General features: G+C 54.9%; 22 protein-coding genes and 2 pseudogenes. 10 read left to right on the plus strand and 14 right to left on the minus strand.

What is annotated here, in order from left to right; genetic code table 11:
* Positions 1 to 15: 15 nt before the first annotated feature.
* The 3 genes and pseudogenes from topA to plsY all read right to left on the minus strand — a co-directional run bounded on the left by topA (position 16) and on the right by plsY (position 3,433).
* Positions 16 to 2,538 carry a type I DNA topoisomerase gene (gene topA / locus A6F69_RS09340; protein WP_067600314.1) on the minus strand — a complete coding sequence of 841 codons (2,523 nt, stop codon included), beginning with the start codon at positions 2,536 to 2,538 and terminating at the stop codon, positions 16 to 18.
* Between the two features lie 123 nt (positions 2,539 to 2,661).
* Positions 2,662 to 2,775: pseudogene (locus A6F69_RS13175) on the minus strand (DNA-processing protein DprA); the annotation flags it as partial.
* A gap of 73 nt (positions 2,776 to 2,848) precedes the next feature.
* Positions 2,849 to 3,433, minus strand: coding sequence for a glycerol-3-phosphate 1-O-acyltransferase PlsY (gene plsY, locus A6F69_RS09345; protein ID WP_067602881.1), 585 nt, complete (start codon positions 3,431 to 3,433; stop codon positions 2,849 to 2,851).
* 82 nt (positions 3,434 to 3,515) lie between these two features.
* On the opposite strand from plsY, the gene murI reads away from it, so the two are divergent.
* From murI to A6F69_RS09365, 4 genes are all read left to right on the plus strand, one after another.
* On the plus strand, positions 3,516 to 4,334 hold the full coding sequence (gene murI / locus A6F69_RS09350; RefSeq protein WP_067600317.1) for a glutamate racemase: 819 nt from the start codon (positions 3,516 to 3,518) through the stop codon (positions 4,332 to 4,334).
* 105 nt (positions 4,335 to 4,439) lie between these two features.
* Positions 4,440 to 5,660, plus strand: coding sequence for a 5-aminolevulinate synthase (hemA, locus tag A6F69_RS09355; protein ID WP_067600320.1), 1,221 nt, complete (start codon positions 4,440 to 4,442; stop codon positions 5,658 to 5,660).
* 31 nt (positions 5,661 to 5,691) lie between these two features.
* A complete protein-coding gene (locus tag A6F69_RS09360; protein WP_067600323.1) occupies positions 5,692 to 6,549 on the plus strand; it encodes a TauD/TfdA dioxygenase family protein in 858 nt (285 codons plus the stop codon).
* 78 nt (positions 6,550 to 6,627) lie between these two features.
* Positions 6,628 to 7,323: a nitroreductase gene (locus A6F69_RS09365; protein WP_067600326.1), complete on the plus strand. Its 696-nt coding sequence runs from the start codon at positions 6,628 to 6,630 to the stop codon at positions 7,321 to 7,323.
* 17 nt (positions 7,324 to 7,340) lie between these two features.
* On the opposite strand, the gene A6F69_RS09370 is transcribed toward A6F69_RS09365, so the two are convergent.
* The 7 genes from A6F69_RS09370 to A6F69_RS09400 form a co-directional block, all read right to left on the minus strand.
* A complete protein-coding gene (locus A6F69_RS09370) occupies positions 7,341 to 7,748 on the minus strand; it encodes a GtrA family protein (RefSeq protein ID WP_067600329.1) in 408 nt (135 codons plus the stop codon).
* Positions 7,745 to 8,479 (minus strand): class I SAM-dependent methyltransferase, encoded by a 735-nt coding sequence (locus A6F69_RS09375; RefSeq protein ID WP_067600333.1) that lies wholly within the window; start codon positions 8,477 to 8,479, stop codon positions 7,745 to 7,747. The genes A6F69_RS09370 and A6F69_RS09375 overlap by 4 nt, the downstream gene beginning before the upstream one ends.
* 1 nt (position 8,480) lies before the next feature.
* Complete coding sequence (locus A6F69_RS09380) at positions 8,481 to 9,425, minus strand: glycosyltransferase family 2 protein (RefSeq protein ID WP_067600336.1); 945 nt, start codon at positions 9,423 to 9,425, stop codon at positions 8,481 to 8,483.
* A 77-nt stretch (positions 9,426 to 9,502) separates the two neighbouring features.
* Positions 9,503 to 10,621, minus strand: coding sequence for a glycosyltransferase family 87 protein (locus A6F69_RS09385; RefSeq protein ID WP_067600339.1), 1,119 nt, complete (start codon positions 10,619 to 10,621; stop codon positions 9,503 to 9,505).
* Positions 10,622 to 10,704: 83 nt separating this feature from the next.
* Entirely contained in the window at positions 10,705 to 11,910 is a 1,206-nt protein-coding gene (locus A6F69_RS09390; protein ID WP_067600344.1) for a type III PLP-dependent enzyme, read from the minus strand.
* Positions 11,911 to 12,088: 178 nt separating this feature from the next.
* Positions 12,089 to 13,267 carry a carboxynorspermidine decarboxylase gene (locus A6F69_RS09395; RefSeq protein WP_067600347.1) on the minus strand — a complete coding sequence of 393 codons (1,179 nt, stop codon included), beginning with the start codon at positions 13,265 to 13,267 and terminating at the stop codon, positions 12,089 to 12,091.
* Positions 13,267 to 14,478, minus strand: a complete 1,212-nt coding sequence (locus tag A6F69_RS09400) for a saccharopine dehydrogenase family protein (RefSeq protein WP_067600350.1) — start codon at positions 14,476 to 14,478, stop codon at positions 13,267 to 13,269. Before A6F69_RS09400 ends, A6F69_RS09395 begins: the two co-directional genes overlap by 1 nt.
* Before the next feature lie 62 nt (positions 14,479 to 14,540).
* Here A6F69_RS09400 and A6F69_RS09405 point away from each other — a divergent pair, with 62 nt between their 5' ends.
* Genes A6F69_RS09405 through A6F69_RS09415 form a run of 3 tightly spaced genes read left to right on the plus strand, consistent with a single transcriptional unit; the run spans position 14,541 to position 16,453 of the window.
* Positions 14,541 to 15,503 carry a threonine ammonia-lyase gene (locus A6F69_RS09405; RefSeq protein ID WP_067600353.1) on the plus strand — a complete coding sequence of 321 codons (963 nt, stop codon included), beginning with the start codon at positions 14,541 to 14,543 and terminating at the stop codon, positions 15,501 to 15,503.
* Positions 15,504 to 15,563: 60 nt separating this feature from the next.
* Positions 15,564 to 16,010 (plus strand): MAPEG family protein, encoded by a 447-nt coding sequence (locus A6F69_RS09410; protein ID WP_067600381.1) that lies wholly within the window; start codon positions 15,564 to 15,566, stop codon positions 16,008 to 16,010.
* The gene (locus tag A6F69_RS09415; protein ID WP_067600384.1) at positions 16,010 to 16,453 is read left to right on the plus strand and encodes an MAPEG family protein; all 444 of its coding nucleotides are present in this window, start codon (positions 16,010 to 16,012) and stop codon (positions 16,451 to 16,453) included. The genes A6F69_RS09410 and A6F69_RS09415 overlap by 1 nt, the downstream gene beginning before the upstream one ends.
* 33 nt (positions 16,454 to 16,486) lie before the next feature.
* On the opposite strand, the gene trxB is transcribed toward A6F69_RS09415, so the two are convergent.
* Both trxB and A6F69_RS09425 read right to left on the minus strand, forming a co-directional pair.
* Positions 16,487 to 17,461 (minus strand): thioredoxin-disulfide reductase, encoded by a 975-nt coding sequence (trxB, locus tag A6F69_RS09420; protein ID WP_067600385.1) that lies wholly within the window; start codon positions 17,459 to 17,461, stop codon positions 16,487 to 16,489.
* A gap of 78 nt (positions 17,462 to 17,539) precedes the next feature.
* On the minus strand, positions 17,540 to 18,319 hold the full coding sequence (locus A6F69_RS09425; protein ID WP_067602884.1) for a tyrosine-protein phosphatase: 780 nt from the start codon (positions 18,317 to 18,319) through the stop codon (positions 17,540 to 17,542).
* A 91-nt stretch (positions 18,320 to 18,410) separates the two neighbouring features.
* Here A6F69_RS09425 and A6F69_RS09430 point away from each other — a divergent pair, with 91 nt between their 5' ends.
* The 3 genes and pseudogenes from A6F69_RS09430 (at position 18,411) to A6F69_RS09440 (ending at position 22,988) form a co-directional block, all read left to right on the plus strand.
* Positions 18,411 to 18,764: a thiol-disulfide oxidoreductase DCC family protein gene (locus tag A6F69_RS09430; protein WP_067600388.1), complete on the plus strand. Its 354-nt coding sequence runs from the start codon at positions 18,411 to 18,413 to the stop codon at positions 18,762 to 18,764.
* Positions 18,765 to 19,928: 1,164 nt separating this feature from the next.
* Positions 19,929 to 20,567 (plus strand): annotated as a pseudogene (locus tag A6F69_RS13320) (tetratricopeptide repeat protein); the annotation flags it as partial.
* Positions 20,568 to 20,660: 93 nt separating this feature from the next.
* Entirely contained in the window at positions 20,661 to 22,988 is a 2,328-nt protein-coding gene (locus A6F69_RS09440) for a CHAT domain-containing protein (RefSeq protein ID WP_425388081.1), read from the plus strand.
* A gap of 52 nt (positions 22,989 to 23,040) precedes the next feature.
* On the opposite strand, the gene A6F69_RS09445 is transcribed toward A6F69_RS09440, so the two are convergent.
* Positions 23,041 to 23,988 carry a tyrosine-type recombinase/integrase gene (locus tag A6F69_RS09445; protein WP_067600397.1) on the minus strand — a complete coding sequence of 316 codons (948 nt, stop codon included), beginning with the start codon at positions 23,986 to 23,988 and terminating at the stop codon, positions 23,041 to 23,043.
* A gap of 75 nt (positions 23,989 to 24,063) precedes the next feature.
* Positions 24,064 to 24,360, minus strand: coding sequence for a hypothetical protein (locus tag A6F69_RS09450; protein WP_067600399.1), 297 nt, complete (start codon positions 24,358 to 24,360; stop codon positions 24,064 to 24,066).
* Positions 24,361 to 25,532 lie beyond the last annotated feature (1,172 nt).

Below are 25,532 nucleotides of genomic sequence, written 5' to 3' on the forward strand. Positions count from 1 at the left end.
CTCCCTTTAGAAAGGTTACTTTTTCGCTGACGCTTTCTTCCTAGCGGGTGCCTTGCGCTTGCGTTTCTTTGCAAGCCCCTTCGCCGCTCGCGCATCAATCAATTCGATGGCCTTGGCCGCTTCGATATCCTCCGGTTTGATATCCTTGGGTATCGTTGCGTTGACGTTGCCGTCGGTGACGTAAGGGCCGTAGCGGCCCGGCATCACCTTGATCTCTCCGCCAGTAGTTGGATGCTCGCCCAGAGTCTTGATCGGTTCCGCCTTGCCTCGTACACCGCCCTTTCTGTTGGCCGCTTCCGCAAGGATAGAGACGGCCGCATTCATACCTACATCAAAGACATCTCGCGTGCTCTGTAGCTTCCCGTATTTGCCATCATGACGGAGGTATGGGCCATAGCGACCGATCGCAGCTTCGATTTCCTTGCCGGTCTCCGGGTGGGCGCCGACAATGCGCGGCAGCCCCAGAAGCTTGATAGCCCACTCCAGGTCAAAATCATCCAGATCTTTGGGGATCGAGGCACGTTTTTTGGCGCCGTCGACCTCCATCTCGACGTAAGGGCCAAAACGCCCGGTCTTGCGATGCACTTCTGCGCCGGTTTCCGCATCGGTTCCCATCACTCCGTCTTCGGCGCCGCCATCGCCCTGCCCGCCCGGCTGTGCGAACCGCCGAGTGTACTTGCATTCGGGATAATTTGCGCAGGCGATGAACGCTCCAAAACGCCCACCACGCAGTGCCAAGCGTCCATTTTCGCGCCCTTCATCGCGGCACATCGGGCACATGCGCGGGTTTTCACCGTCTTCGCGTTCCGGGAAAAGATAGTCAGACAGATACTCGTCCAGCACTTCGGTCACTTCCGAAGGCAGTTTCTCCATCACCTCTTCGGTTTTGGGTTTGAAGTCCTTCCAGAACTTGGACAACAAGTCCTTATATTCCTCTCGTCCGTCCGAAACCGTATCGAGTTCGTCTTCCATCCCTGCTGTGAAGTCATAGGCCACATAATTGGGGAAGAACCGCTCCAGAAATGCTGTTAGAAGCCGTCCCGATTCCTCTGCAAAGAAACGGTTTTTCTCCATCCGCACATAATCGCGGTCGCGCAGCGTCTGGATCGTTGAGGCATAAGTCGATGGGCGGCCAATCCCCAGCTCTTCCAATCGCTTGACCAGCGAAGCTTCGGAAAAGCGCGGCGGTGGCTGTGTGAAATGCTGATTTGCTTCGATAGCCTTCTTCAGTGGACTGTCACCCTTGCGGATAACCGGCAGCATACCGTCTTCGTCGTCGTCCGACTTATCGTCGAAACCTTCCTGATAAACCGCGAAGAAGCCGGGAAATTTCACCACCTGGCCAGTTGCTCGCAGCTCATGCTGCCCGCTCGGGTCGCGCAATGTGACGGCCGTTCGTTCAAGCTGCGCGGCGGCCATCTGACTCGCCATAGCGCGCTTGAAGATCAGATCGTAGAGCTTTGCTTCATCGCCTGATCCCGCATGATCGCGGCGGAAATCGGTTGGTCGGATTGCTTCGTGCGCTTCCTGCGCGTTCTTGGCCTTGGTCGAGTAGAAGCGCGGTTTTTCAGGCAGATAAGCTTTGTCATACCGATCGCCAATTGCATCGCGCAGTGCGTGGATCGCACCTGCGTCCATCTGAACACCGTCAGTACGCATGTAAGTGATCGCACCTGCTTCATAGAGCGACTGAGCGCAGCGCATGGTATGGCTGGCGGAGAAGCCCAGCTTGCGCGCCGCCTCTTGCTGCAGGGTCGATGTAGTGAACGGGGGCGCGGGATTGCGCTTAAGCGGCTTGGTTTCGATATCCTCGACCGTAAAGCGCGCGCCTTCGACAGCAGCCTTAGCGGCCATAGCGCTGCCTTCATTGCCCAGAGTCATCTTGTCGAGCTTCTGGCCCTCGAACTTGACCAGCCGCGCGTCGAATTCAGTGCCATCCTGCTCCAGCTTGGCGAGGACTGACCAGTATTCCTCGGGCTTGAATATCTCTATCTCGTGCTCACGCTCGCATATCAAACGCAGCGCGACCGATTGCACGCGCCCTGCACTTTTCGCGCCGGGCAGCTTGCGCCACAGCACGGGACTGAGCGTGAAACCAAACAGATAATCGAGCGCGCGACGCGCAAGATAAGCATCGATCAAAGGCTGATCGAGATCGCGCGGGCTTTTCATCGCTTCGCTGACAGCAGATTTGGTGATTGCGTTGAAAGTAACGCGGTCCACTTTAGTCGGCAGCGCCTTGCGCTTCTTCAGCAGCTCCTGAACATGCCAGCTGATCGCTTCACCCTCACGGTCAGGGTCAGTGGCCAGTACGAGACGCGAGGCATTCTTCGCGGCATCGGCAATTTCCTTGAACCGCTTCTGCTTGTCACGATAGAGTTCCCAATCCATCGCAAAATCTTCATCCGGGCGCACGCTGCCATCCTTGGGCGGCAGATCGCGGACGTGACCATAGCTGGCCAGGACCTTGAAGTCTGGACCTAGGTATTTCTCGATTGTCTTCGCCTTCGCGGGCGACTCAACGATTACGAGCTGCATTGTTTTGTTCTTAAAATCCCTGACGTGTCTTTCACGTGTGTACGTACGCGCGATGGTGGGATCGGTTCGAAGGATTCGTCAAGAGGCTAACGGAAACCCGCCCCCGGCATACCTTTGCAACTGACCACCAATCTCCAGCTCCGGCAGCGCCTCCAGCGATTCCGCTGCGTTGCCGAACCGCGCAAGTAACTGGCGATAGGTGATCGGCCCGATATACGGTGAGCGCAGCAAGCGAATGCGCGCAAATGCCTCTTTCTAAGAGAGGAGAACTGCCTGCGCCCCCGTGCTCTTCATTAGCTTGCCTTTGGCCTCATTTCTTGCCCCCCACTCTGGGCTCCTCACCCTTCATCAATCGCCCGATATTGTCGCGATGGAGATATATGATAAGGCCTGCAATCGCGGCCAGAACAGGGAAGTATTCAGGAAATCCGAACAGCGGCGCAGCGGCGGCGGCGGCTACAACGGCGCTCATTCCGGCAAGGCTAGAGATGCGGAAAATCGCCAAAATGCTGATCCAGATCGCAGCATAGGCCAACCCGATGGGCCACGCCAGACCGAATGCCACACCTGCATTCGTCGCCACCCCCTTGCCGCCTTTGAACTTCAGCCAGACAGGGAAACAGTGGCCGATTACTGCCGCGCCTGCAGCGAATGCCATCGCTGGTCCGCCCCAGAGATGACCAGCAATCCAGACAGGCGCGAACCCCTTCGCCAAGTCAAGCAGCAAAGTAGCCGCCGCCAATCCTTTGTTGCCGGTACGCAGCACATTGGTCGCGCCAATATTGCCGCTGCCGATGCGCCGCACATCGCCCATGCCCGCCGCTTTTGTCAGAAGCAGGCCAAAAGGGATTGATCCGAGCAAATAGCCGAGTAGAGCTGCGTAAAGCGTATCCATCAGGTGACCTATCGATGCCAGGACAACGCGCCCCGCTTTCATTTCCCGTAAGCCTAGGTAAAAGGCCGCAGTTCCACAAGTAATCCTGCGCGGGAATAGGACCATTACCGAAGCATCTTCACCCATTCTACTATTCGATTCCGGGGTCGGCGGGCTAACAGTGCTGGCTGAGCTCCGCAGGCTTATGCCCAACGCCCCAGTAATTTACGCGGCGGACTTGGCAGGTCTGCCCTATGGCAAGAAATCGGAAGCACAAATTGCGGCGCGCGTGGCTGGCCTGCTGGGTCGGATGAGCGAGCGCTACAAGCCACGCCTTGCCTGTATCGCTTGCAACACGGCCAGCACAATCGCCTTGGGCATGGTGCGCGAAGTGCTGGAAATACCAATTGTCGGCACCGTTCCAGCAATCAAACCTGCCGCTGCGATGACAACGACGGGCGTGATCGGATTGCTTGGCACTGCCGCTACAATCCGACAGGCATATGTCGACAAGCTGGAGAATGAATTCGCAAGCAGTCACAGCCTGCTGCGCCATGCGGCGCCAGACTTGGTCAAAGTAGCCGAAGCGAAACTGCGGGGCGAAGCAGTCGAAACTGCCGTTATAGATGCTGCAGCCAGATCTTTGCGGGCCATGCCGGACGGAGAACGGATCGATACAGTTGTTCTCGCATGTACGCACTTCCCTCTGCTCGAACACGAATTACGCGAAGCATTTGGCCCGGAGGTCAATTTTGTTCATGGCGCCCAAGGTATCGCGCACAGGATCGCTCACTTGACTAAAGGCCAGCCATTTGCCGCCGACCAGTCAAGCCGCTTCGTGGTCACAGGCGACGTGCAATCGGCACAACTGCTGTTGCCCGCGGTGAAAAGTCATGGATTTTCAAATATCGAAGCGTTCTGACCTGCGAGTCGTTCGCAAAGATCGCGGTAGAAAAACTGGTTCCGCATCGCTAAATCCCCATCCCAAACGAAGCCGAACTTGCGGCGCAGCGAACCGGGAACCCGCGTGAACTACGACCAGATTTTCGACAAGGCGATCGACCGTCTGCACGAAGAGGGGCGCTATCGCGTCTTCATCGATATCATGCGCAACAAGGGCGCGTTTCCCAACGCGCGCTGTTTTCACGGCCATAACGGACCCAAGCCCATCACAGTTTGGTGTTCGAACGATTACCTCGCAATGGGCCAGCACCCGAAGGTAATTGGCGCGATGGAAGATGCATTGCACGACGTTGGCGCCGGATCTGGCGGTACGCGCAATATCGGCGGAAACACGCATCTGCATGTTGAGTTGGAAAACGAGCTTGCCGATCTGCACGGCAAAGAGTCGGCATTGCTCTTTACCTCTGGCTACGTTTCCAACGACGCGACGCTGTCGACACTTGGCAAGCTTCTGCCCGGCTGCATCATCTTTTCTGACGAATTGAACCACGCCAGCATGATTGCGGGGATTCGCAATTCAGGCTGCGAGAAGCGTGTGTTCCGTCATAATGATCTTGAGCATCTGGAAGAGCTCCTCGCTGCCGAAGATGTGGAAATACCTAAGCTGATAGCATTCGAAAGCGTATATTCGATGGACGGTGACGTCGCACCGATCCACGCGATTTGCGACCTGGCTGAGAAGTACAACGCGCTGACCTACATCGATGAGGTTCATGCAGTCGGCATGTATGGCGACCACGGCGGCGGCATTTCTGAGCGTGACGAAGCCGCCCATCGTATCGATATCATCGAAGGCACATTGGGCAAGGCATTCGGCGTAATGGGCGGCTATATTACAGCCGATAAGAAAATCGTCGATTGCATCCGTTCCTATGCGCCAGGCTTTATCTTCACGACCTCGCTGTCCCCGGTTCTGGCGGCTGGCGTGCTCGCGGCGGTGAAGCATTTGAAGGAAAGCTCTGAAGAGCGTGACGCGCAGCAGGCCAATGCTGCGATGCTAAAGGCAAAATTCAGCGATGCTGGTCTGCCAGTGATGGACAGCGTCACGCACATTGTTCCCTTGATGGTCGGCGATCCGGTGCGCGCCAAGAAGATCAGCGACATTCTGCTCGCCGAATACGGCGCCTATGTGCAGCCGATCAATTTCCCGACCGTGCCGCGCGGAACAGAGCGGCTGCGTTTCACGCCCGGCCCCGCCCATACCGAAGCGATGATGGACGAGCTGACGACCGCGCTGGTCGAGATTTGGGACCGGCTGGAACTGGAGTTGCGTAAAGCCGCCTAATCGCGCATCTTCTCACCCAAGGGGAGAGACCATGGCAACGCTAGCCGATAAGACCACACTCGACACAGGCGCCTTGGATGTGCGCCCGATGACACCAGCCATCGGAGCCGAGATTCACGACATTGATCTTGGTGCGTCGGATATTGGGGAGAGCATCCCTGCAATCAGGGCAGCATTGCTCAAGCACGGTGTTATCTTTTTCCGTAACCAGGAGCTTACACAAGATCAGCACATCGCCTTCGCGCGATATTTCGGTGAGCTGGAAGTTCACCCTGCGACACCCAAGGATCAGCCAAATCCTGAGGTGCTGCGGATCGCACATGGCCCCAAGAGTCGGGGGCAGGAGAACAACTGGCACTCGGATGTCACTTGGCGGGAAAAGCCGTCACTTGGTTCTATCTTGCTTGCGCGCGAGGTACCTGATTGCGGGGGAGATACTCTCTTTGCGAACATGCACCTCGCGTATGAGCGTCTGAGCGAGCAAATGAAGCGGTTCTGTGAAGGTTTGATAGCAGTGCACGATATCAGCCGCGTTTTCGCCAAGCGTCTAAACAAAACACCTGAAGAGCTTCAGCAGAAATATCCGCCCATGCGGCACCCGGTGATCCGGACCCATCCGGAAACCGGAGAACGAGTCATCTATGTGAACAACGGCTTCACAAGCCACATCGAGGGGCTTTCCAAAGAGGAAAGCAACTGGCTGCTCGATCACCTTTACAAGACTGCGTGGGATGTCGAAATCCAATGCCGCTTCCGCTGGGAGCATGGCTCTGTCGCCTTTTGGGATAACCGCGCGTGTCAACACTTGGCAGTATCTGACTATTTCCCGGCACGCCGAGTCATGGAAAGGGTGACGATCGCTGGTGACAGACCTATTTTTACTCCTTGAGATGGCCCTGCCGTAACGTCCTTGGCGCTGCGCAAATCCTGCGCTAGCACTCGCTTGAATTTCGCAGGGGAGAGACGCGTGTACGGCAATCCGGACCAGAAATATGATGAAGTTGTTCTTGGGCGGAGATCGATCCGTGGTTACTTGGACAAGCCTGTTCCAAAAGAACTGATCGAAGAAATTCTAGCGATGGCTATGCGCTCGCCTTCGTCAATGAACACCCAACCTTACCATTTCCATGTCATCACCGGCGAACCGCTTGATCGCATACGTAGGGGCAATACCGAGCGCATTCTGGCAGGCGAACCGGACAGCCGGGAGTTTCGTAAGGGACATCCATTTCAGGGCATCCACCGAGATCGACAGGTGAGCTGCGCAATCCAGTTGTTCGAAGCGATGGGAATCGAGCGTGATGACAAAGAAAAGCGGCAGGATTGGGTTCTGCGCGGTTTTCGCCAATTCGACGCGCCTGTCTGCGTAATTGTAACCTACGACAAGGAGCTGTCGGACGCTGACGACACGGTCTTTGACTGCGGCGCTGTAACGACCGCACTAGTCAACGCTTCATGGTCGCGCGGGCTAGGCTGCGTGATTAACAGCCAAGGTATCATGCAATCACCCGTTGTCCGCGAACATGCAAATATTCCTGATGATCAGGTGATTATGAAGGCCGTTGCAATGGGTTGGCCGGACCCCGATTTTCCTGCCAATCCGGTCAAGATCACCCGCCGCGCAGTGAGCGAGGCCACAACCTTCGTAGGATTTTTTGAGTAGGTTCCGTTGGCGCAATGCTATTTGGAGGCCGAAGTGAATATCCAACGGCGAGCTATCACCCAGGTAATAATCGGGATGGAACAGGCCACCGCGATAGTTGATACCAGAAAGCCGAGTTTCAACACCTCCATGCCGATGTACAAAATCGCATTGGTAAGCAGATAGGTGAAGCCTGATAGCAAAATGAAACGCGGCCCTTGCTCTGCGTGCCCCCGCTGTGATCTGAATGAAAATCTTGCATGCCCAAAGTAGGAAATACCAATGCTCGCTAGGTAGCCAACTAAATTTGCTATCAGTGCTGACATCCAAATTTCAAACACTGATAAGCTGACGACCGTGTAGGAGATCGTCGCTGTAACACCGACTATGCCAAAACGAATCCACTCTTTAGCGAGATCACGATCAATTGCCGCAGGTCGCGTCATTGCGCTTGGCAAACCGCGCAAAGGGAAAGGCCAATGGGTAATTTCATTCGTCGTATCAAATACCGCTCAAATCCAAAAACTTTTGCAAGAGCGCCATTTATTGGTTCTGGCGGGATGCTGTCCAATGTTTCGCTGTGCTTACTAAGCCTGCTGACCAATCGTTGCATCGCAGCGGCCGGCAAAAGCAGCGAGTTAAAATAAGTTATCATCTCGACCTTGAGCCCCGCCTCCGTCACTACACGGATCAAGCTTGCTTCGGAATAGCGCCGGTGGTGCTGGTGAACTTCGTCATGGCGCGACCAGAGTGATTGAAGCGCAGGCACGGTAATGAGCAGTTTTCCCCTCGGCGCAAGCAGAACTGCAAGAGCTTGCAAGCTGGCGATGTCTTGTTCGAGGTGCTCCAATACGTCCAACAATGCGATCAGCTCATATGGACCACGCAGATCATCAATACCGTCAGGCAGATGCCCTGATTTTACATCGACGGTTGACTTCGACCGCGCTTGAAAGCGCGCAACATCATCATATTCGAAAGCGTCTACGTGGCCAAATTCTTGCAGCAATCCAAGATTGCCCCCTGTTCCGCATCCTGCCTCCAGAATCGAGATGTCATGCCCCTTCCCGATTGACAAATGCTGTTTGATCACGCTCTCAAGTATGGCGCGGCGCCCAACGAACCACCAATGTTCGTCCTCTATCCGAGCCATCGTATCGAAAGCTACGCGCTCCAATTCAAAATCCCTTCGTTGACTCGATGATATAGTTAGGTCGACGTCGTACTTCCCGCGCTATTCGACCGATATACTCGCCGAGCAAACCCAAACTCAGCAAATTTAGTCCACCCAAAAACAGCACAGCAACCATGATGGATGCGAAGCCCGGCGTGTCACCACCGGTAATGAGTGTATATCCGATCAAGAAGAACGCATAAACAATTGCGAATAAAGCAACCGCAGCCCCGAGGTAGGTCCAAATTCTAAGTGGCAAAGTGGTCGATGACGTGATGCCATCAAGCGCCAATTCCCACAATTTGGTCGGCTTCCACTTGCTTGATCCAATGTCGCGACTTGAACGCACCAACTCAACCTCTTCAACCTTGAACCCGATCCAAGAGAACAGACCTTTGTTGTAGCGCGTATTCTCAGGCAGCTGGTTAAGCGCCATCACTGCCTTGCGATCAAACAGCCGAAAGTCGCCAACATGAGGGTGCACCGGTTGGTCTGCAACGCGGTCGAGTATCGCATAAAACGCACTCGCACTGCCGCGTTTCAAGAAGCCATCGCTGGTCCGATCTACTCGCTTTGCATTGACAACTTGAGCACCTGCTTTCCATTTTTCGAGCATTTCCATGATAACTTCAGGAGGGTCTTGCATATCAACGTCGATGGGTATTACGGCATCACCTGAGGTGTGGTTGAGTCCGGCTGATAGCGCCGCCTCTTTACCGAAGTTTCTCGACAGGTTGATGAGCTTGATCTCAGAATTACCCGCAGCAAGGTCTTCCAGTATTACCTTTGTGTTATCCTGACTGCCATCGTTCACGAAAAGCAACTCAAGGCGAAAATCTTCACCGAGCACGGATTCAAAGTCAGCTTGTAGCTGTTCGATCCTGCTAAGGAACGGCTTAATGACCTCCGCTTCGTTGTAAACAGGCATGATCAAGCTCAAAACTGTCATTTAAACCCCCAAACACCCTGATCTTTCGACCAAGATAGCCAAAAAGCCGCCAGCTTCCCAATTTGATTCAAACATGGTCATTTCGGTTCACCCAGTGACATCGAATTAGTCAAGGGCAGGCCAGCGTTCTGGTCTTTCATCCACGCGAGCACGAGTATCGTCGCAGCGACGAAAGGCACGATAGTCACATAGGTATAGAACCAAAGTCCCGTGAGCGCGATGAGCAAGGCCAGTCCCAATGATAGCTGCCGATCATGGTGGATGAGGATCGCGCAAGCTAGAACCAGCATCGTGCTGTCGTAGATGAACGAATATGGAGCCACGAGTAGCGTTGCCGCCAGCACGCCGACAATCGCCAGATGTCGCTCCTTGACCTTCGCAGCGACTGCCAGTGCGACGAGTGCAACAAGTGCTTGCGCGACAAGCCCACCAGTCATTCCCAGCACTGGTATTGTAAGGGAGAGTGTTGTTTGGTGGAAATTCTTTAGCAAGGTCTCGCGCCTAGAGGTTGCAACTTCGTCGGCGAAAGAAACATTACCTGCGATGAATTCCAACCAGATTGATGGACCAAAAACCACTGCGGACAATACCGCCATCGCAAGGACCGTACCGATTGCCCAGCCTAGCGCCCGCCACTCTCGCCAGATGAGAAGTGCAAAGAAGCCGACGATCGCCAAATGGGGCTTGAACGCGAGAACTCCGATCAAGACACCGGCCAACACTTTTGAGCGTTGCAGGGCTAAAAGGCCACCTGCCAGCAGAGCAGCTGTATAAAACCCGTTCTGCCCTAGCTGGATCGAGTGGATAGGCCCCCCCATCGCTAATATCATGCCCACGGCGGTAATCTGGTCGACGAATTTTCTCGCTATCAAGAAGAATGCCGCCATTCCGACAACAACAAATGTCGCCCAGGCAAACTCGAACGGCAAAAGACCCAATGGCCAGAGCAACAACAACAAGCTCGGTGGATAAGGAAATCTCAGGTCGCTGCCGTTTGGCAGACCATGAAGTTCCGCGAGATATTGGTCGAAGGTCTCTCCGCGATAAATCAAGCTTGGCTCGCCAGAGAGTGCCTGAATTCCTCCAGCCCAGTACACCGACGCATCAAGCGGCAGGACCGGCCAGCTTCCCATGTTGAATATATGGGCAAGCCAAGCCAGCCCACCTGCACCCAATATTACCCAAGCCCAACGCATAATCGAGCGAAGTTATTCAAAAAATCCTAACGCGGCAATCGTCAGACAGACCCAAGGATTGTAGTGTCCCTATATGGGATAGCTCAGCGTAAATTAACAACATTCCCAGCATCGGGCCGCGCGCTGCAACCACGGTATAGGCTCATCATCGGCTCGTCGGCCACAATTACCTGCTGTGCATTGCCAAAGCCGTTGAAGCCGGTTTTCATTGCCGCACCGTACGCACCAAGCATGCCAATCTCGATATAGTCGCCGGCCTTAATGTCGCTCGGCAACGTAAATGGACCTTGCATATAATCTGCGTCATCGCAGGTCGGACCGTAGAATGCGAAGTCAATCGGTCGATCACGCAGATCGTCCTCCAGCGCAGAAACCGGAAACCGCCAATCTACATGCGCTGCGTCGTACAGCGCACCGTAGGACCCGTCATTGATGTATAGCTCTTCACCGCGCCGCTTCTCGACCTTGACGATCATGCTGGAATATTCCGCACAAAGCGCGCGGCCTGGCTCGCACCATAGTTCTGCATTGTAAGCGATTGGCAGCGCTTCGAAGTGCTTCGCTATCATCGCAAAGTAATCTTCCAGCGGGGGCGGCTCTAGCCCCGGATAAGAACTAGGGAAGCCCCCGCCCACATCGATCATATCGATCACAACCGATGCCTCTGCAATCGCGGCACGTGTGCGGTCGAGCGCTTGCACAAAGGCGAACGGGGTCATCGCCTGGCTGCCGACGTGAAAACATATGCCCAACCAGTCGCAATGCTGGCGGGTCTGCCGAAGCAATTCGGGAGCTAGGATCAGATCGCAACCGAACTTGCTGGCGAGTGACAGCTCGGAAAACTCGCTGGAAACGCGCAAGCGCACGCACAGGCGCAAATCCTTGGCCGGTTCGCCAGTTTCGGGATTACTGCAAGCCTGAACGATTTTCTCAAGCTCTTCATTGCTATCAAGGCTGAAAGTCTTCACGCCGTGCTGGAAATAGGCTTCACGGATTCCGCTCGGTGTCTTGATCGGGTGCATGAAGCATAGCACAGCGTCTGGCAGAGTTTGGCGTACCAGACGCACTTCCGCGATCGAAGCGACGTCGTAATGCGTCACACCTGCATCCCACAGTACGCGTAGCAGGTCGGGCGACGGATTCGCCTTTACCGCGTAGAGCGATTTTCCCGGAAACTTGTCCAGGAAGAAGCGCGCTGCGCGCTGCGCTGCATGCGGGCGATTGAGGATAACAGGTTCGTCCGGCGAAAGATCGCGGACTACAGCCTGGGCGTTAGGATAGATGCGCAACTCAAGGGACCCCCTAAAGGTTCAGTGTTCGACCAAACGGTTATGAGCCTGCCTTGCGGATGTCCCTTGGGGCAGAAGAAGCGCGCATATAGGCCTTCCGCAGGAAATCGCAAATGAAAAAGCGCAGGTGAGGCGTGCGATCAGGGCTCTTATTGTGGCCTTTTATAGACCAACGCACTCAGCTCAATCGGTTCCTAAAATCTTCGTAACCGAATGTCTTGACCAGCTCCAGCTGATCGATCTCGCTGTCCCAGAGGTAGATCGACGGGAGCTGAACCCCGTTGAAAGTATTGGTCTTCACCATCGAGTAATGCGCTTGGTCGAGGAATGCGAAACGCGCGCCGGGCTCTGCTGGTACCGGCAGGCGATAGTCGCCGATCACATCGCCCGCCAGGCAAGATGGGCCACCCAGCCGGATCGGCACTTGCTCCTCATCCGCTATCTCACCCAGCATTGCTGGGCGATAGGGCGCTTCGATTACATCGGGAATGTGGCAAGTCGCAGAGACATCGGTGATGCCTATGGGCATTCCATTCCACTGAACATCGAGCAGCGTGCCGATGAGGATACCTGCATCGAGCGCGACCGCTTCACCCGGTTCGATGATTATTTCTGCACCCGTGTCCGCCTTGGCGTCGCGCAAGAACTGGATCAGCTCCTCACGCTGATAATCGGCGCGGGTGATGTGATGCCCACCGCCCATATTGATCCACTTGAGCTGGCCGAAATAGGGCTCTAGCGCGTCAAACACCGCGTCCCATGTACGCTTGAGCGGCTCAAGATCCTGCTCGCACAAATTGTGGAAGTGTATGCCATCAACCCCTTCGAGATGCTCCTGGGTCAACTGGTCGAGCGGGAAGCCGAGCCGCGAGCCGGGGCTGGAGGGATCATACTTTGCTTCCTCGCCGGTCGGTACTAACGGGTTGATCCGCAGGCCTACATCAAAGTCCTGTCCCCCTGCCCGCGCCGACTCCAGGATCAGCGACGCGCGCTTTAACTGGTCCGGCGAGTTAAAGATCACGTGATCGGACAAGCGGCAGATCTCTTCGAGCTCTTCCGGCTTGTACGCCGCGCAATAGGTCGCGATTTCGCCATCGTAAAACTCACTGGCCAGCCGCGCTTCCCACAGGCCAGATGTGCACACACCATCCAGATATTCGCCGATGATATGCGCGGTCGACCACATCGAAAACGCCTTGAGCGCGCCCAACACCTTGATCTCCGCTGCATCGCGAATGTCAGCCAGAACCTGACAATTGGCACGCAGCTTCGCCGCATCGACCACGAACGCGGGGCTCTCTACGCGGTTCAGGTCAAATTGGGCAAACGCGCCCGGATCTCCGGCCTTGGTTTCCATTAGAAGGAAACAGGCCCATCAAGTTCTTCAACAGTCCACGGCAGACCATGCAAATTGAGCATGTCCATGAAGGGATCGGGGTCCATTTCTTCCATGTTGAAGACCCCGTCACCGCTCCAAATGCCCTGCACCATCATGGCGGAGCCAATCATGGCGGGGACGCCGGTGGTGTAGCTGACCGCTTGGTTGCCGGTTTCCTCATAGGCTGCCTCATGCGAGCAGATATTCTTGATATAGAACGTCTTCTCGCCAGAACCGTCCAGAGTTTCTCCAGTCGCAATACAGCCGATATTGGTGTTGCCCTTGGTCGTCTCGCCCAGCGTTTCAGGCTTCGGCAGAACAGCGGCAAGGAATTGCAACGGGATGATTTCCTTGCCTTGATACTTCACCGGATCGATGCGCGTCATGCCAACATTCTGCAACACGGTCAGGTGCGTGATGTAGGCATCGCCAAAAGTCATCCAGAAGCGCGCACGCTCAATCTCAGGGTTAAATTTCGCCAGGCTTTCCAACTCCTCGTGATACATCAGATAGGCATTCTTTGGCCCGACCGCTTCGAAGTCGAATTCGGTCTTCACTTGCATCGCGGGGGTCTCAACCCACTCACCATTCTCCCAGTGGCGCGCAGGTGCAGTCACTTCACGAATGTTGATTTCCGGATTGAAATTGGTGGCGAAATGCTGGCCGTGGTCGCCGCCGTTGCAGTCAAGAATATCAAGCGTGCGAATGGTCTTCAGCTTATGTTTCTTCAGCCACATAGTGAACACGCTGGTCACGCCCGGATCGAAGCCGCTGCCCAGCAGCGCCATCAGCCCAGCGTCTTTGAACCGGTCGTGATAGGCCCACTGCCACTTGTATTCGAATTTGGCCTCGTCCTTTGGTTCGTAATTCGCCGTATCAAGATAGTTCACGCCAGCTTCCAGGCAGGCATCCATTATCGGCAAATCTTGATATGGCAGCGCCAAATTGACGACCAGTGACGGCTGGATCTTGCGAATGAGGTTGACCATCGCGGGCACTTCTTCCGCGTCAATCTCGTAAGTGGCAACGTCCTGTCCGGTGCGCGCCTTTACGCTGTCGGCAATCGCATCACATTTACGCTTGGTCCGACTGGCTAGGTGGATGTCGGAGAATATCTCTGCATTCATCGCCATCTTGTGGACGCAAACCGAGCTGACTCCGCCAGCTCCGATGACAAGGACTGTGGACATAAAAGGCACCTTTCAAATTCGAATCTTGCGTGGCTATTAGTCCAATGCGCTAAGAGCGCAAAATGATCCTTGCACATGAAAAACAGCCCACACGCGAAGGCGTAGTCGAAGCAGCGCGGAAGATTGCAGCTATCCTGCCGCCAACGCCGCTGCTTCCGGTAGAGATCAACGGCACAAGTTGCTGGGTAAAGGCAGAAAACCTGCAGCCGATCGGCGCCTTCAAAATCCGCGGAGCCTGGAACCGGCTGTCCTCTCTAAATGATGAAGAACGCGCGATGGGTGTTGTTGCGGTTTCAAGCGGTAACCACGCACAAGGTGTTGCTTGGGCAGCGAGGCGACTAGACATTTCCGCAACGATCGTAATGCCAGCTGACGCACCGAGCGTTAAATTGGACAGCACGCGTGCAATGGGTGCGAAGATCGTCACCTATGATCGGCATGGAGAAGATCGCGACGAGGTTGCAGCGAAGCTTATCGAACAAAGCGGCGGCGTGCTGGTTCATGCCTTTGGTGATCCGTGGGTGATTGAGGGTCAAGGTAGCTCCGGAGTTGAGGCTGAGGCTCAACTTGGCCGACAACCTAGCAGGTTCATCGTCTGCTGTGGCGGCGGCGGTTTGGCTGCTGGACTCTCGCTCGCTTGCCCTGATGCCGCAATTCATGTTGTCGAACCGGTAGGATGGGACATGGTCGGGCAATCGCTGACAACGGGCGAGCTGGTGCATGCTGGAGCCGACGCGCCCAAAACCATCTTTGATGCGCTTCAACCCACTGCGACAAAGCACCTGAATCTCTCGGTTCTGAAAGGGCGGGCAGAACCTGGCGTAACGGTCACTGACGAAGAATCTCGAACGGCGCAGCGCTTCGCATTTGCGAAACTCCGACTAGTTCTCGAACCGGGTGGAGCAGCCGCTCTGGCTGCGGCGCTCGCCGGAAAGGTGCCAGTAGACGAAGACACCGTCATCATGCTGACAGGCGGCAATGTCGATCCGAATGCGTTCGCCATGACAATCTCCACAAGCACCTAGCGAGCGATTGACAATGCTCCTCGATCTACGCAGTTTTGCTGCCCTGAGGGGAGACAAATAATGATAGCTCAAATGCTAGCGCCAGCAGCGGTGCTAATTGTCTGGTCAATAATCATGTTGATGTGGACTGCAGGAACCCGGTTTCCGGCCATGGCAAAGTCAGGCATGGATTTGAAACAGGCCAAGCCTGGCGGGCGCGGACAAGATCTTGAGGGCGTCATTCCCGATAAGGTCAATTGGAAGTCGCACAATTATGCGCATCTGATGGAACAGCCGACCATCTTCTATCCCACCGTCATCATCCTCGCGATGATGGGAGCCGGGGCGACCGACGTGTTGTTGGCGTGGGTCTATGTCGGACTGCGGATAGTCCATTCGCTGTGGCAAGCGCTGGTGAATGTTGTCGCCATACGCTTCCTGCTGTTCATTCTCTCCACCTTGGCGCTGACCGCGCTCGCTGTGCGAGCAGTATCGGTTACGTTGCTGGCAGACCCAGGAGTTCTTTGATGATCGGAATGGATATTCTGCAACCCGTGGTTGCGCTCACCATTTGGACGATGGTGATGTGGTTCTGGATGTATGCCACACGCATTCCAGCGATGAGCAAGGCGAAAGTCGATCCAAAGGAGCTTTCACGCCTGCCCACCGCTGCAGGATTGGATGCTCAACTGCCACCCGAGGTTCAACGCAAGGCACACAATTACAATCACCTGCATGAACAACCGACGGTCTTTTACGCCGTCGCCATAGTGCTGGCCATCATTGGCCAGGGCGATGGGATGAACGCCCTTCTAGCATGGATTTATGTCGGCCTTCGCGTTGCGCACAGCCTTGTACAGGCCACAGCCAATGTTGTCTTGGTACGCTTTGTCCTGTTCGCGCTGTCCAGCCTGGTGCTGATCGCGCTGATCTTCCACGCAAGCATCAGCGTGTTCGACATTCACATGTGAGTTTGATCGGGGGCGCCGCAAAGGCGTTCCCGCTTACTCTGCAGCTTCTGTTGCGGGCTCGGCCTCAAACTCCAGCGTTGCAAGAAACTTTTCCGCATCAAGCGCGGCCATGCACCCCATGCCCGCTGCTGTTACCGCCTGACGATATACATGATCGGTAACATCACCTGCTGCGAAGACGCCGGGGATCGCGGTCTTCGGCGTACCCGGCTTGACGTCCAGATAGCCGCTGTCATCCATCGCCAGCTTGCCTTTGAACAGCTCGGTCGCGGGAGCATGGCCGATAGCGACAAAAGCGCCATCAACTTCGAGATTGCTCTCTTCGCCAGTCTGCGTATCCATGAGAACCAGATGATGCAGCGCGCCATCCTCGCCTGCAACAAACCGTTCGACGGTCTTGTTCCATAGCGGCGTGATCTTGTCAGATTTGAAAAGGCGTTCCTGAAGTATCTTCTCGGACCGCAGTTCATCTCGGCGATGAATCAACGTCACATCGTCCGAGTGATTGGTAAGATAAAGCGCTTCTTCGACAGCGGTATTGCCGCCGCCGATTACCGCAACCTTTTTGCCGCGGAAAAAGAACCCATCGCATGTCGCGCATGCGCTAACCCCCTTACCGCCCAGCTCCTGCTCACCCGGAACGCCAAGCCATTTGGCTTGCGCGCCAGTGGCAATCACAACCGTATCGGCAATGTACTCATCGCCGCTGTCGCCTACCGCGCGAAACGGCGATCCATTGTCGAAATCAACTTCGACAATTGTGTCCCACATCATGCGCGTGCCGACATGTTCGGCCTGTTTCTGCATTTGCTCCATCAGCCATGGGCCCTGGATTACATCTTCAAAACCGGGGTAATTCTCAACATCGGTGGTGATCGTCAGCTGTCCGCCGGGCTGGATGCCTTGCACAACAATCGGTTCCAGCATGGCGCGCGCACCATAGATCGCGGCGGAATAGCCGGCAGGGCCAGAACCGATGATGAGCATTTTGGTACGGTGAGTAGCCATTTTAGGATTCCTGTCTGTCTTGTCGAGTAATCTAGGGCCTCGGCAGCCCGGCTTCAATTCGTGTAGGCAAGGAAACCGTTACACATCCACAAGCGCAGCTTTCAACGCCTCGCGTTTAGCAGCATCAACGCCCAAAACCTGTTCCATATAGGCCTCGGTTGATCCGAAACGTTCTTTAACGGAGCGCCGCGCCGCCTCAAGAAATTCTGCGTCCACGCCCATAAGGACGCGAACAGTCGCTTCATCGATGCCACCGTATTTGTCGCCCATCAATTCCATGCCGTGGCGAATGCGCTCTTCGTTACGCGGTGAGTGATTTGTGAGAAGATAATCCTCCATCGCATCATCGGGATGCACACCCAGAACATAATGCAGCAGATCGACTGCAATACCGGTACGATCTTTTCCGGCGGCACAATGGACAAGGCTTGCCCCCTCCCCGCGCGCGAGCGAAGCAAAATAGCGCTTCAGCACCCAGTTCACCCCAACGCGGTCTGGCAAAGCACCATAGAGATCGACCATCGCGCTGTGTGCGCTTACTGCGTCCACATCTCCGTGTGCCGCTTCCAGATGCGGCGCCAGACCTGCAGTCTCGCCATCGAAATAGATGACCTCTGCAGCAAACCCCGTTGGCCTGCGGCAAGTATGCCGTACTCGTTCGCTTTCACCGCGCAAATCGATGACATGCTTGAGATTGAGGCCTGCGATTGTTGCCAGATCATCTTCTTCGGCTTCTGCGTGATGGCCAGAGCGGAACAGCAGCCCCGACTTGACCTTACCGCCACCCGAGACAGCATAGCCGCCATAGTCACGCAGATTGTGGATGGCACGAGTTGAAAGAAAGCGATCACGAATCATGTTCATACTCGTGGCAGGGCATGGGCGTGGCAGCAAGTTATCTGGCAAAGGTTAGATGGAAACCATGCAGCTGGGCAGGCGTTGATCATGCATGGATAAACAAGTTACAGTCTGGTTTGATGGCACCTGCCCTCTTTGCCGACGCGAAATCGCGCTGATGCGAAAACTTGACCGGAACAGCGCGATCACCTTTGAAGATGTAAGCGACGGATCACCTGCCAACTGTCCCATCGATCAATCCGAATTGCTTGCCAGGTTTCACGCTCGCGAGAATGAGCAAATATATTCGGGTGCTGCGGCATTTGCCGCCATGTGGCGCGCGATCCCTCTGCTACGTCCGCTTGGGCTGGCTGCGCGTAACCAAACTGTGCTCAGTATCCTGAACGCGCTATATGGGCAGTTCCTTAAGTACAGACCGCGCCTGCAAAGACTGTTCATGAAATGAGAATTTGGTAGCGGAGGAGGGACTCGAACCCCCGACACATGGATTATGATTCCAACGGGATCGATTGGTAGACGCTTCTACGTAGTGGCATATTTACGCTTCTTGATGTCGGCTTTGAGTAATTAGGGTATCTACCGCTAATATCTGCCTTGGGGTGGAACGCGGAATCTGGGATAAGAATGGCCCAATAGGCCCGTTTACAAACTTCCTCCGCATCATATGGTTAAACCGTGGCCCTGCCGGATCGAGAGGAGAGATAAATTCTAAGCCTGGTTGAGCAAGCTATCGCTGAAGCCTTGGAAATGTGGCCTACTGCGGAGGAGCAAGCGCATAGTTGGGCCCATCGCTGCCTTACAAAGCTGATGAAAGACGATGTGCCCATATCCCAGCGGGAAGCCTTGCGCGATGCCGTTGACGAGAGGTTTTCCGCAGTCTGGCGATCGCATTTGGAGAAACGGCAGCCTCAGAGTGAAGTCCCTTCGGCCACTTATACTAGCCCCATTGAACCGCCAGCTCAGAACTTGAACAAAGAGATGGTAGATCACATTGCAGGAGATGCAATGTGTGCGCCAACCGATGGGTCTGAGGCTCGCTTCTTGATACTTTGTGATCGCGCTCGCAGCACGCTAGAGTATGAGCTATCCCGACTTAAGATCCCGCTCAAGGATGCTGATGTAATCAGGTCATGGCTTGAAAAGGCGCTCGAAACACATCGAAAGCAGATGGTAATCAAGTAGCTCAGTCAAACACAGGATACAGGTGGTTTCTCTCTCATATAAGCAACAAAAAGGGCAAAGCGTAGGAAGCGGAAATTCCAAAAGTTTCGCCTGGCAGCCAAACAGAGCCTAACATCTCGGTGGTCACAAGTCCGGAATCCCATAAGAATTGAGTTGCCTATCGCGAGATAGCTATAGCCGATACCTTAATGTTTCTCGGCAGAACTTGAGGTCGGACGAGATGCTACTTTACTTCCACCGCACATCTATTCCACGACTTGGGACAACAATTAGATTCTGGTGAAAGACCAGAGCTTATGCCAATTGATCTGCTTTGACATCGGCTGCCAGTATTTCCACGAGGTGCGAGCATCCTTGGTGTTAGGGGCTATAGGAGATGAACTGTATGCGTGCTGCGATAGCTTTCATGCTTGCTTTAAGCGTGGTGATGCCAAGCGGACTCTTGGGCCAGGACTCAGAACAGGTCAACGCGACCATAGGCACGCGAGAGCTTGCGATTTCAAGCGCAAGCGCCCTATACGAACAAGCGGTTCTGCTGACAAACTCCGGGAATCATGAAGGTGCAGAAAAAGCGTTTAGGGAAGCTTTGAATCTTCGCGAGACATGGCTCGGTCGCGATGATCCCGTCACTCTGCTCTCAATTAGAAGTCTTGCGCTAAATCTTCGTCTGCAAGGCCGCTACTGGGACGCCGAACCTTTGTTTGCTCGCGCACTGGCGAGAAACGAGCGCGTTTTGGGCAAAGATCATATAGACACCCTCAGCTCCGTTCGCGATCTTGCGCTTTGTTTGAAGTATCAAGGACGATACTCTGAAGCCGAGAATCTCCTACTACGAGCGTTAAGCACCAAGGAGCGCGTCTTAGGTCGTGAAGATTCGTCAACACTCAGTTCGGCAATCAATCTTGCGAATTTGTACAAGGACCTAGGGCGTTATGGTGAGGCGGAAACTCTCTTACGTCGTGTCATGCGGAGCCGCGAGCGCAAATTAGGTCAAGACGCTCCGCCCACTCTAGCCTCGGTTAGAAACCTCGCTGCGCTTTACCTGAGTCAAGGGCGCTACCCAGAAGCGGAGGCCCTTTTTGTCCGTTTTCTCGAAGCCAGCGACCGTAACGGCGTCGCGCATGCTTCGAGATTCTTGGTGATCAGCAGTCTTGCATCCTTGTACAAAGCACAGGGCCGCTATGGTGAAGCGGAGCCACTCTATTTGGAAGAGTTGCGTGCTGGAGAGCGTTTATTGGGCGAAGATCATCCTCAAACGCTTGCTTATCTCACTAATCTTGCGGCTCTCTTTACAGACCAAGGCCGCTATGCAGAGGCCGAAGCCAATCTTTCGCGCGCGATGTCGAGCAACGTAAGAGTTATGGGCTCGGACCATCCTTCTACCCTCGCGTCGATCGACAATCTTGCCTCCCTTTTCAACGCTCAGGGACGATATGAGCAGGCAGAGCGCCTGCTTTTGCGCGCTCTAAGCGGAAAGAACCGTGTGCTGGGGAAACGACACCCCTCGACGCTTTCATCGCTTAATAGCCTTGCCTCCATCTATCGCGCTCAGGGTCGGTTTGCTGAAGCGGAACCCCTGTTTCAAAAGGTTTTGGAGGCCAAGGAGCAGGTTCTAGGCAAAGAACATCCATCAACTCTCGATTCGGTCAGTGGCCTTGCCAGGTTATATTCAGACCAGTCGAGGCTCAGCGCCGCGCTACCGCTCGTTTGGAGGGCATTAGCCGGACGCATTTCAGTTTTGCCCGATCACCATCCTGCTGTGGCCACGTCTTTTGCCGACATGGCTGATTTGAACGACGCGCAAGGAGGAAGCCCGGCTAAATCCAACTACTTCCGCAAACGAGCGGTCAATTCCCTTCAAGGCGTTCGGCAAAATATGGCGGAGCTTGATCAGGAGACTCAGCGATCCTTTCTGAACAAGCACCGTACGACATATATCGAGCTTCAACAGGCGCTCATCGCTCAAGGCCGATTTGCCGAAGCTGAGCAAGTCGGCCGTATGCTAAAGGACGTCGAATACACCGCCTTTGTGCGGGGAGCGACGGATGTGTCCGAAGGTGAGCAGCTTGCCCTGACGCGGCAGGAAAGTGAATGGGAAGCCCAATTCGAGGCATGGCTGGAAACTCCCAATCAGATCGCCAATAAGCTTGCCGCGTTGCGGTCGAAAGAGAGAAACGAGGGAAAGCTCTCAGTTCTGGAGCAAAAGCAGTTGGCTGACCTAGATGAAGCTTATGGCGCAGCCTATGAAGAGTTCTTTACCCTTGTCACCAACTGGACCTCGGAAACCCAAACCTTCGACAGCAATCGTATTGAGCGTGAAGTCGAAGATCTTGAGCTGGAAAAATCACGTGCGATACAGAGGCTTGTCGGCGATATCGGGGCAGATGTTGCTCTAATGCAGGCGGTGGCATTTGAAGACAGTCTGCACCTATTTTTCATCACCGGTGAAGCCTTCGTCCATGAGGAAGTCCCGGTAACACGAAGCGAGCTGTTCCAAACGATATTCGCAGCGCGTAGCTCGATAGACAAGGGAAGGTACCTCGGCTCTTCTACCACGGATTGCCGTGCAACGCTGCTTGGTAATATTGACCAGAATAGCCTTCAATGCAGTTCTGGTGCCGCGGTAAGCGATGCGCGCGCGGAAGAGCTCCAAGTGCCTCTTGGTCAGCTTTATCGATGGCTGATTGCCCCTATAGAAGATGAACTTGCCGCAGCTGGCACGAACACGCTGATGCTGAACCTGCAGGGACAGATACGGTATATTCCCTTTGCTGCGCTCTGGGACGGGAACTCGTATCTGACCGAGAAACTGCAAATGGCTTTTTACACGCCCGCGGCGAACACACAGTATGACACAGTCGCGACTTTGACCGAAGCACAGGGCTTCGGCTTGAGTAATGCGTTCCCAGGTTTCAGCCCGCTTCCTGGGGTGCCTCGCGAACTCGACTATGTGATCGGGACCGAAGCGAAGCCGGGTATACTTGCAGGCGCTTATGTCTTGAACGAAGGGTTTGACCGCGCCAGCTTCGAACGTGAATTGGCAGACCCAGCCCCCGTTGTTCACATCGCCACACATTTCCATCTGAAGCCGGGAGATGAGGCAGCGTCTTATCTGTTGCTTGGTGATGGATCGAAGGTGTCTGTCGCTGCGATCAATCGTTCGTACAAATTCAACTTCGAGGGCGTCGAGCTGCTGACCCTGTCGGCCTGCGAGACGGCGTTGGGCGCCGAGAGCACCGGAATGGAGATAGAGGGTTTCGGCGCGCTAGCTCAAAACAAAGGGGCGGCCAGCGTTGTGGCCTCCTTGTGGCAGGTTTCTGACATGGCCGCACCCGAGCTGATGCGTTCCTTTTATCGAGGGATTGTCGAAGATAAACTGTCGAAAGCCGCGGCGCTGCAGCAGGCTCAGGTCGAAATGATCCGCTCCAAAGACTTTGCAGATCCGTTCAACTGGGCTCCATTCGTGATCATGGGCAATTGGCGGTAGCGGCCGCTTATACGCCGTTAGCGGACATACCGGTATCGACGCGAACCACCAACTAGGCAGCCAGTAATTCGCGTTCCATTTCACTCATAAGGTCAACATCCTTCGCCGGATCATGAAACAGGTGGCCGTAGACATCGTAGGTCATAGTGATCGATGAATGTCCCAGTATCGTCTGGATCTTCTTCGGCGGCCATCCCTGCTCGATGAAGAGCGATGCCGCAGCATGCCGCATGGCGTGCAATGAAAACCGAGGTGCGCCCTCCCCGTCAATGATGCCGCACTTAAGCATTAGCGGCTTGAAGATGCGGTTGTAGATGTTCGAGTGCGTCTCGACTTTGCCAACACCGTTGGGAAAGACTAGGTCTAGCTTGCCCTTCGGGCAGGTTACTTTCCAAGCCTTGAGCACCTTTGCCAGCTCTGCCCCCACAGGGATCTCACGGCGGCCAGATTTACTTTTGGTGTTGCCCATCTTGCAGTAACAATCGGCGCGTTGTGTGACGCTGATCACACTTCGTTCAAAGTTTACAGCGCTCCAAGCAAGACCACGCAACTCTGACATGCGCATGCCGGTCAGTAATGCGGTCATGATCAGCGGCTGGTGTCGCTCCGATGCGTTTGCAATGAGCGCCTTGATCTCGTCCTTCGTTGGAAACACGCGGTTAGGCTCGTGACGCTCCGAGCGACGCAATTTCACATCACGAGCGACATTGTGTTGCACCAGACCGCGTTCCTGTGCGGCGCTGATAATGGAGCGAAGCGTCGTGAGGCACTTCTTCGCCATTGCGCGAGTGCTGTCACGGAGCATGCTGTCTAAGAATTCCCGCACGTTCACGGCCGAGAACGTTTTGAGCAGCAGATGCCCTATCTTTGGCTCAATATGGTTGCGCAGCTGACTCCGATAAGAATGAAGCGTAGCGCGTTCGAGCCGTTCCAGCTCGCAGCGAGCAATCCAGAGCTTTGCTGCATCGCTGATGGTAACGTGGTCTGCGGAAGTAGTCATAAAGCATATCCTAGAGCGTTGGTTTATCCCGCTATTCTAGGAGACGCGGAGCGAACTGTCGGGCTGTTTTTAGTCCTACTCGCTGGGTTTTTGCGCCTCATCGCTCTCCCGCTTTCGTTTTGCGAGATCGCTCACGATATGCGCTACGCTCGACCAATTATCGACGATGAATCGCCTCTTTTCGGTAAGGGTCGCGCGTGAGTAATGATAAGTGATCTGCTCAGCTCTAGGATGACCGCCTCGGCGTTTGCGATACCCCATTTTCAGTGCTGCTGCATAAACGCTAATCTCACCGCGCTCGATCCGCTCGATGAGGTCGCTTCGTCCATCCTGCTTTAGGCGGCGCAAATAGTCTTCGTTGGTTCCAGCCACCTCAGCAAGGTAGACGCGTCGACAGCGACATGTCAAGAAATCGATTACTGGCCCCTCACTGATCGAACTTTCTCGGCTTTCTCGCGCTTCGAGATCTGGGATTTCAGTCCGAGTTTTGCGGCCACTATGCTATAATGAGCACAAGTCAGAATTGGCCCACGACAAATGGTCTAGCCACCGCAAGTTGTCATACGCACAAGGGATTTCGCCGCTTGCCCTGCGGCATATCGGTAGCCGGGACTAAGACCGGAGCTGAGCGAGTGCGCGCAATGGGAAAATCAGCCCTTACGACCGGCTGGTGAAAGCCCCGCTCTTACAAGAGCAATAGGTTGCCAAAAGATGGGGCCAAAGCCCCTACCCCGTAAGAATTGCAGGAAAGTTCAGCGGGGTGTGTCCAGCAAGGGCTGGATGACCGGACGGGCCGAGAGGCCGGGGTTTCGGAGCAAATAGGTTGGTAATGCGTCCCGCCAACCTGATCGTGGCACGATCGATGCTCTCCACCACTTCCCATGGGATAACCAGGAATAACCCCTCCGCTACTATGCTGATCTCTTTGCATGGCGGCGGGGGGATTAATGTCTTCCTTGGGATGGTATCATGAAATCATCCATTCAGACGTCAGTCTGAATGGGAACAGAAGCGATGCTGCGAAGCAGCGTCGGTTCAATGCCGGGCAAAGCCCGGCAGTGCTCTTCCATGAGCATGGATCACTTGGAATTCATGAATTCCTTCAAAGTATGCGAGCATATGATCCTCACGAATGGCTACCCCTAGCTTCGCTTCGCTCCGCTAGGGGTGCAACTCACTCCAGCGTGTTTCGCGCTCGCTTCGCTCGCGACACGCCGGAGATCGTTCTTTTTATTTGAAGAAGCGAAAGAAGAGATGCCTATGTGGTTGACGAAAGTTATATGAAAGTTGACCGGAATCAGCCTTGTATTCGGACTTCTATTGAATCTGCCCTTCACTTAGGAGCACTAAGAATCCCAGAGTTCCGGCGTTTTTCTTGAATGCTCGTGGTTTCGCTCAGTTCACGCGGTCAACAAAAGCTTCGATCGAGGTAGAGTCTAGTCTCCGCTTCGGAGTTCGCTCATGAATTGGGCTGTCTCGTCTATCTACCGTCGTCCATTGCGGAGAACTCTAGCGTCTTTGGAAGTCCTAGAAACGGCTGGTCG

Source organism: Altererythrobacter ishigakiensis, assembly GCF_001663155.1.
Classification (GTDB): domain Bacteria; phylum Pseudomonadota; class Alphaproteobacteria; order Sphingomonadales; family Sphingomonadaceae; genus Erythrobacter; species Erythrobacter ishigakiensis.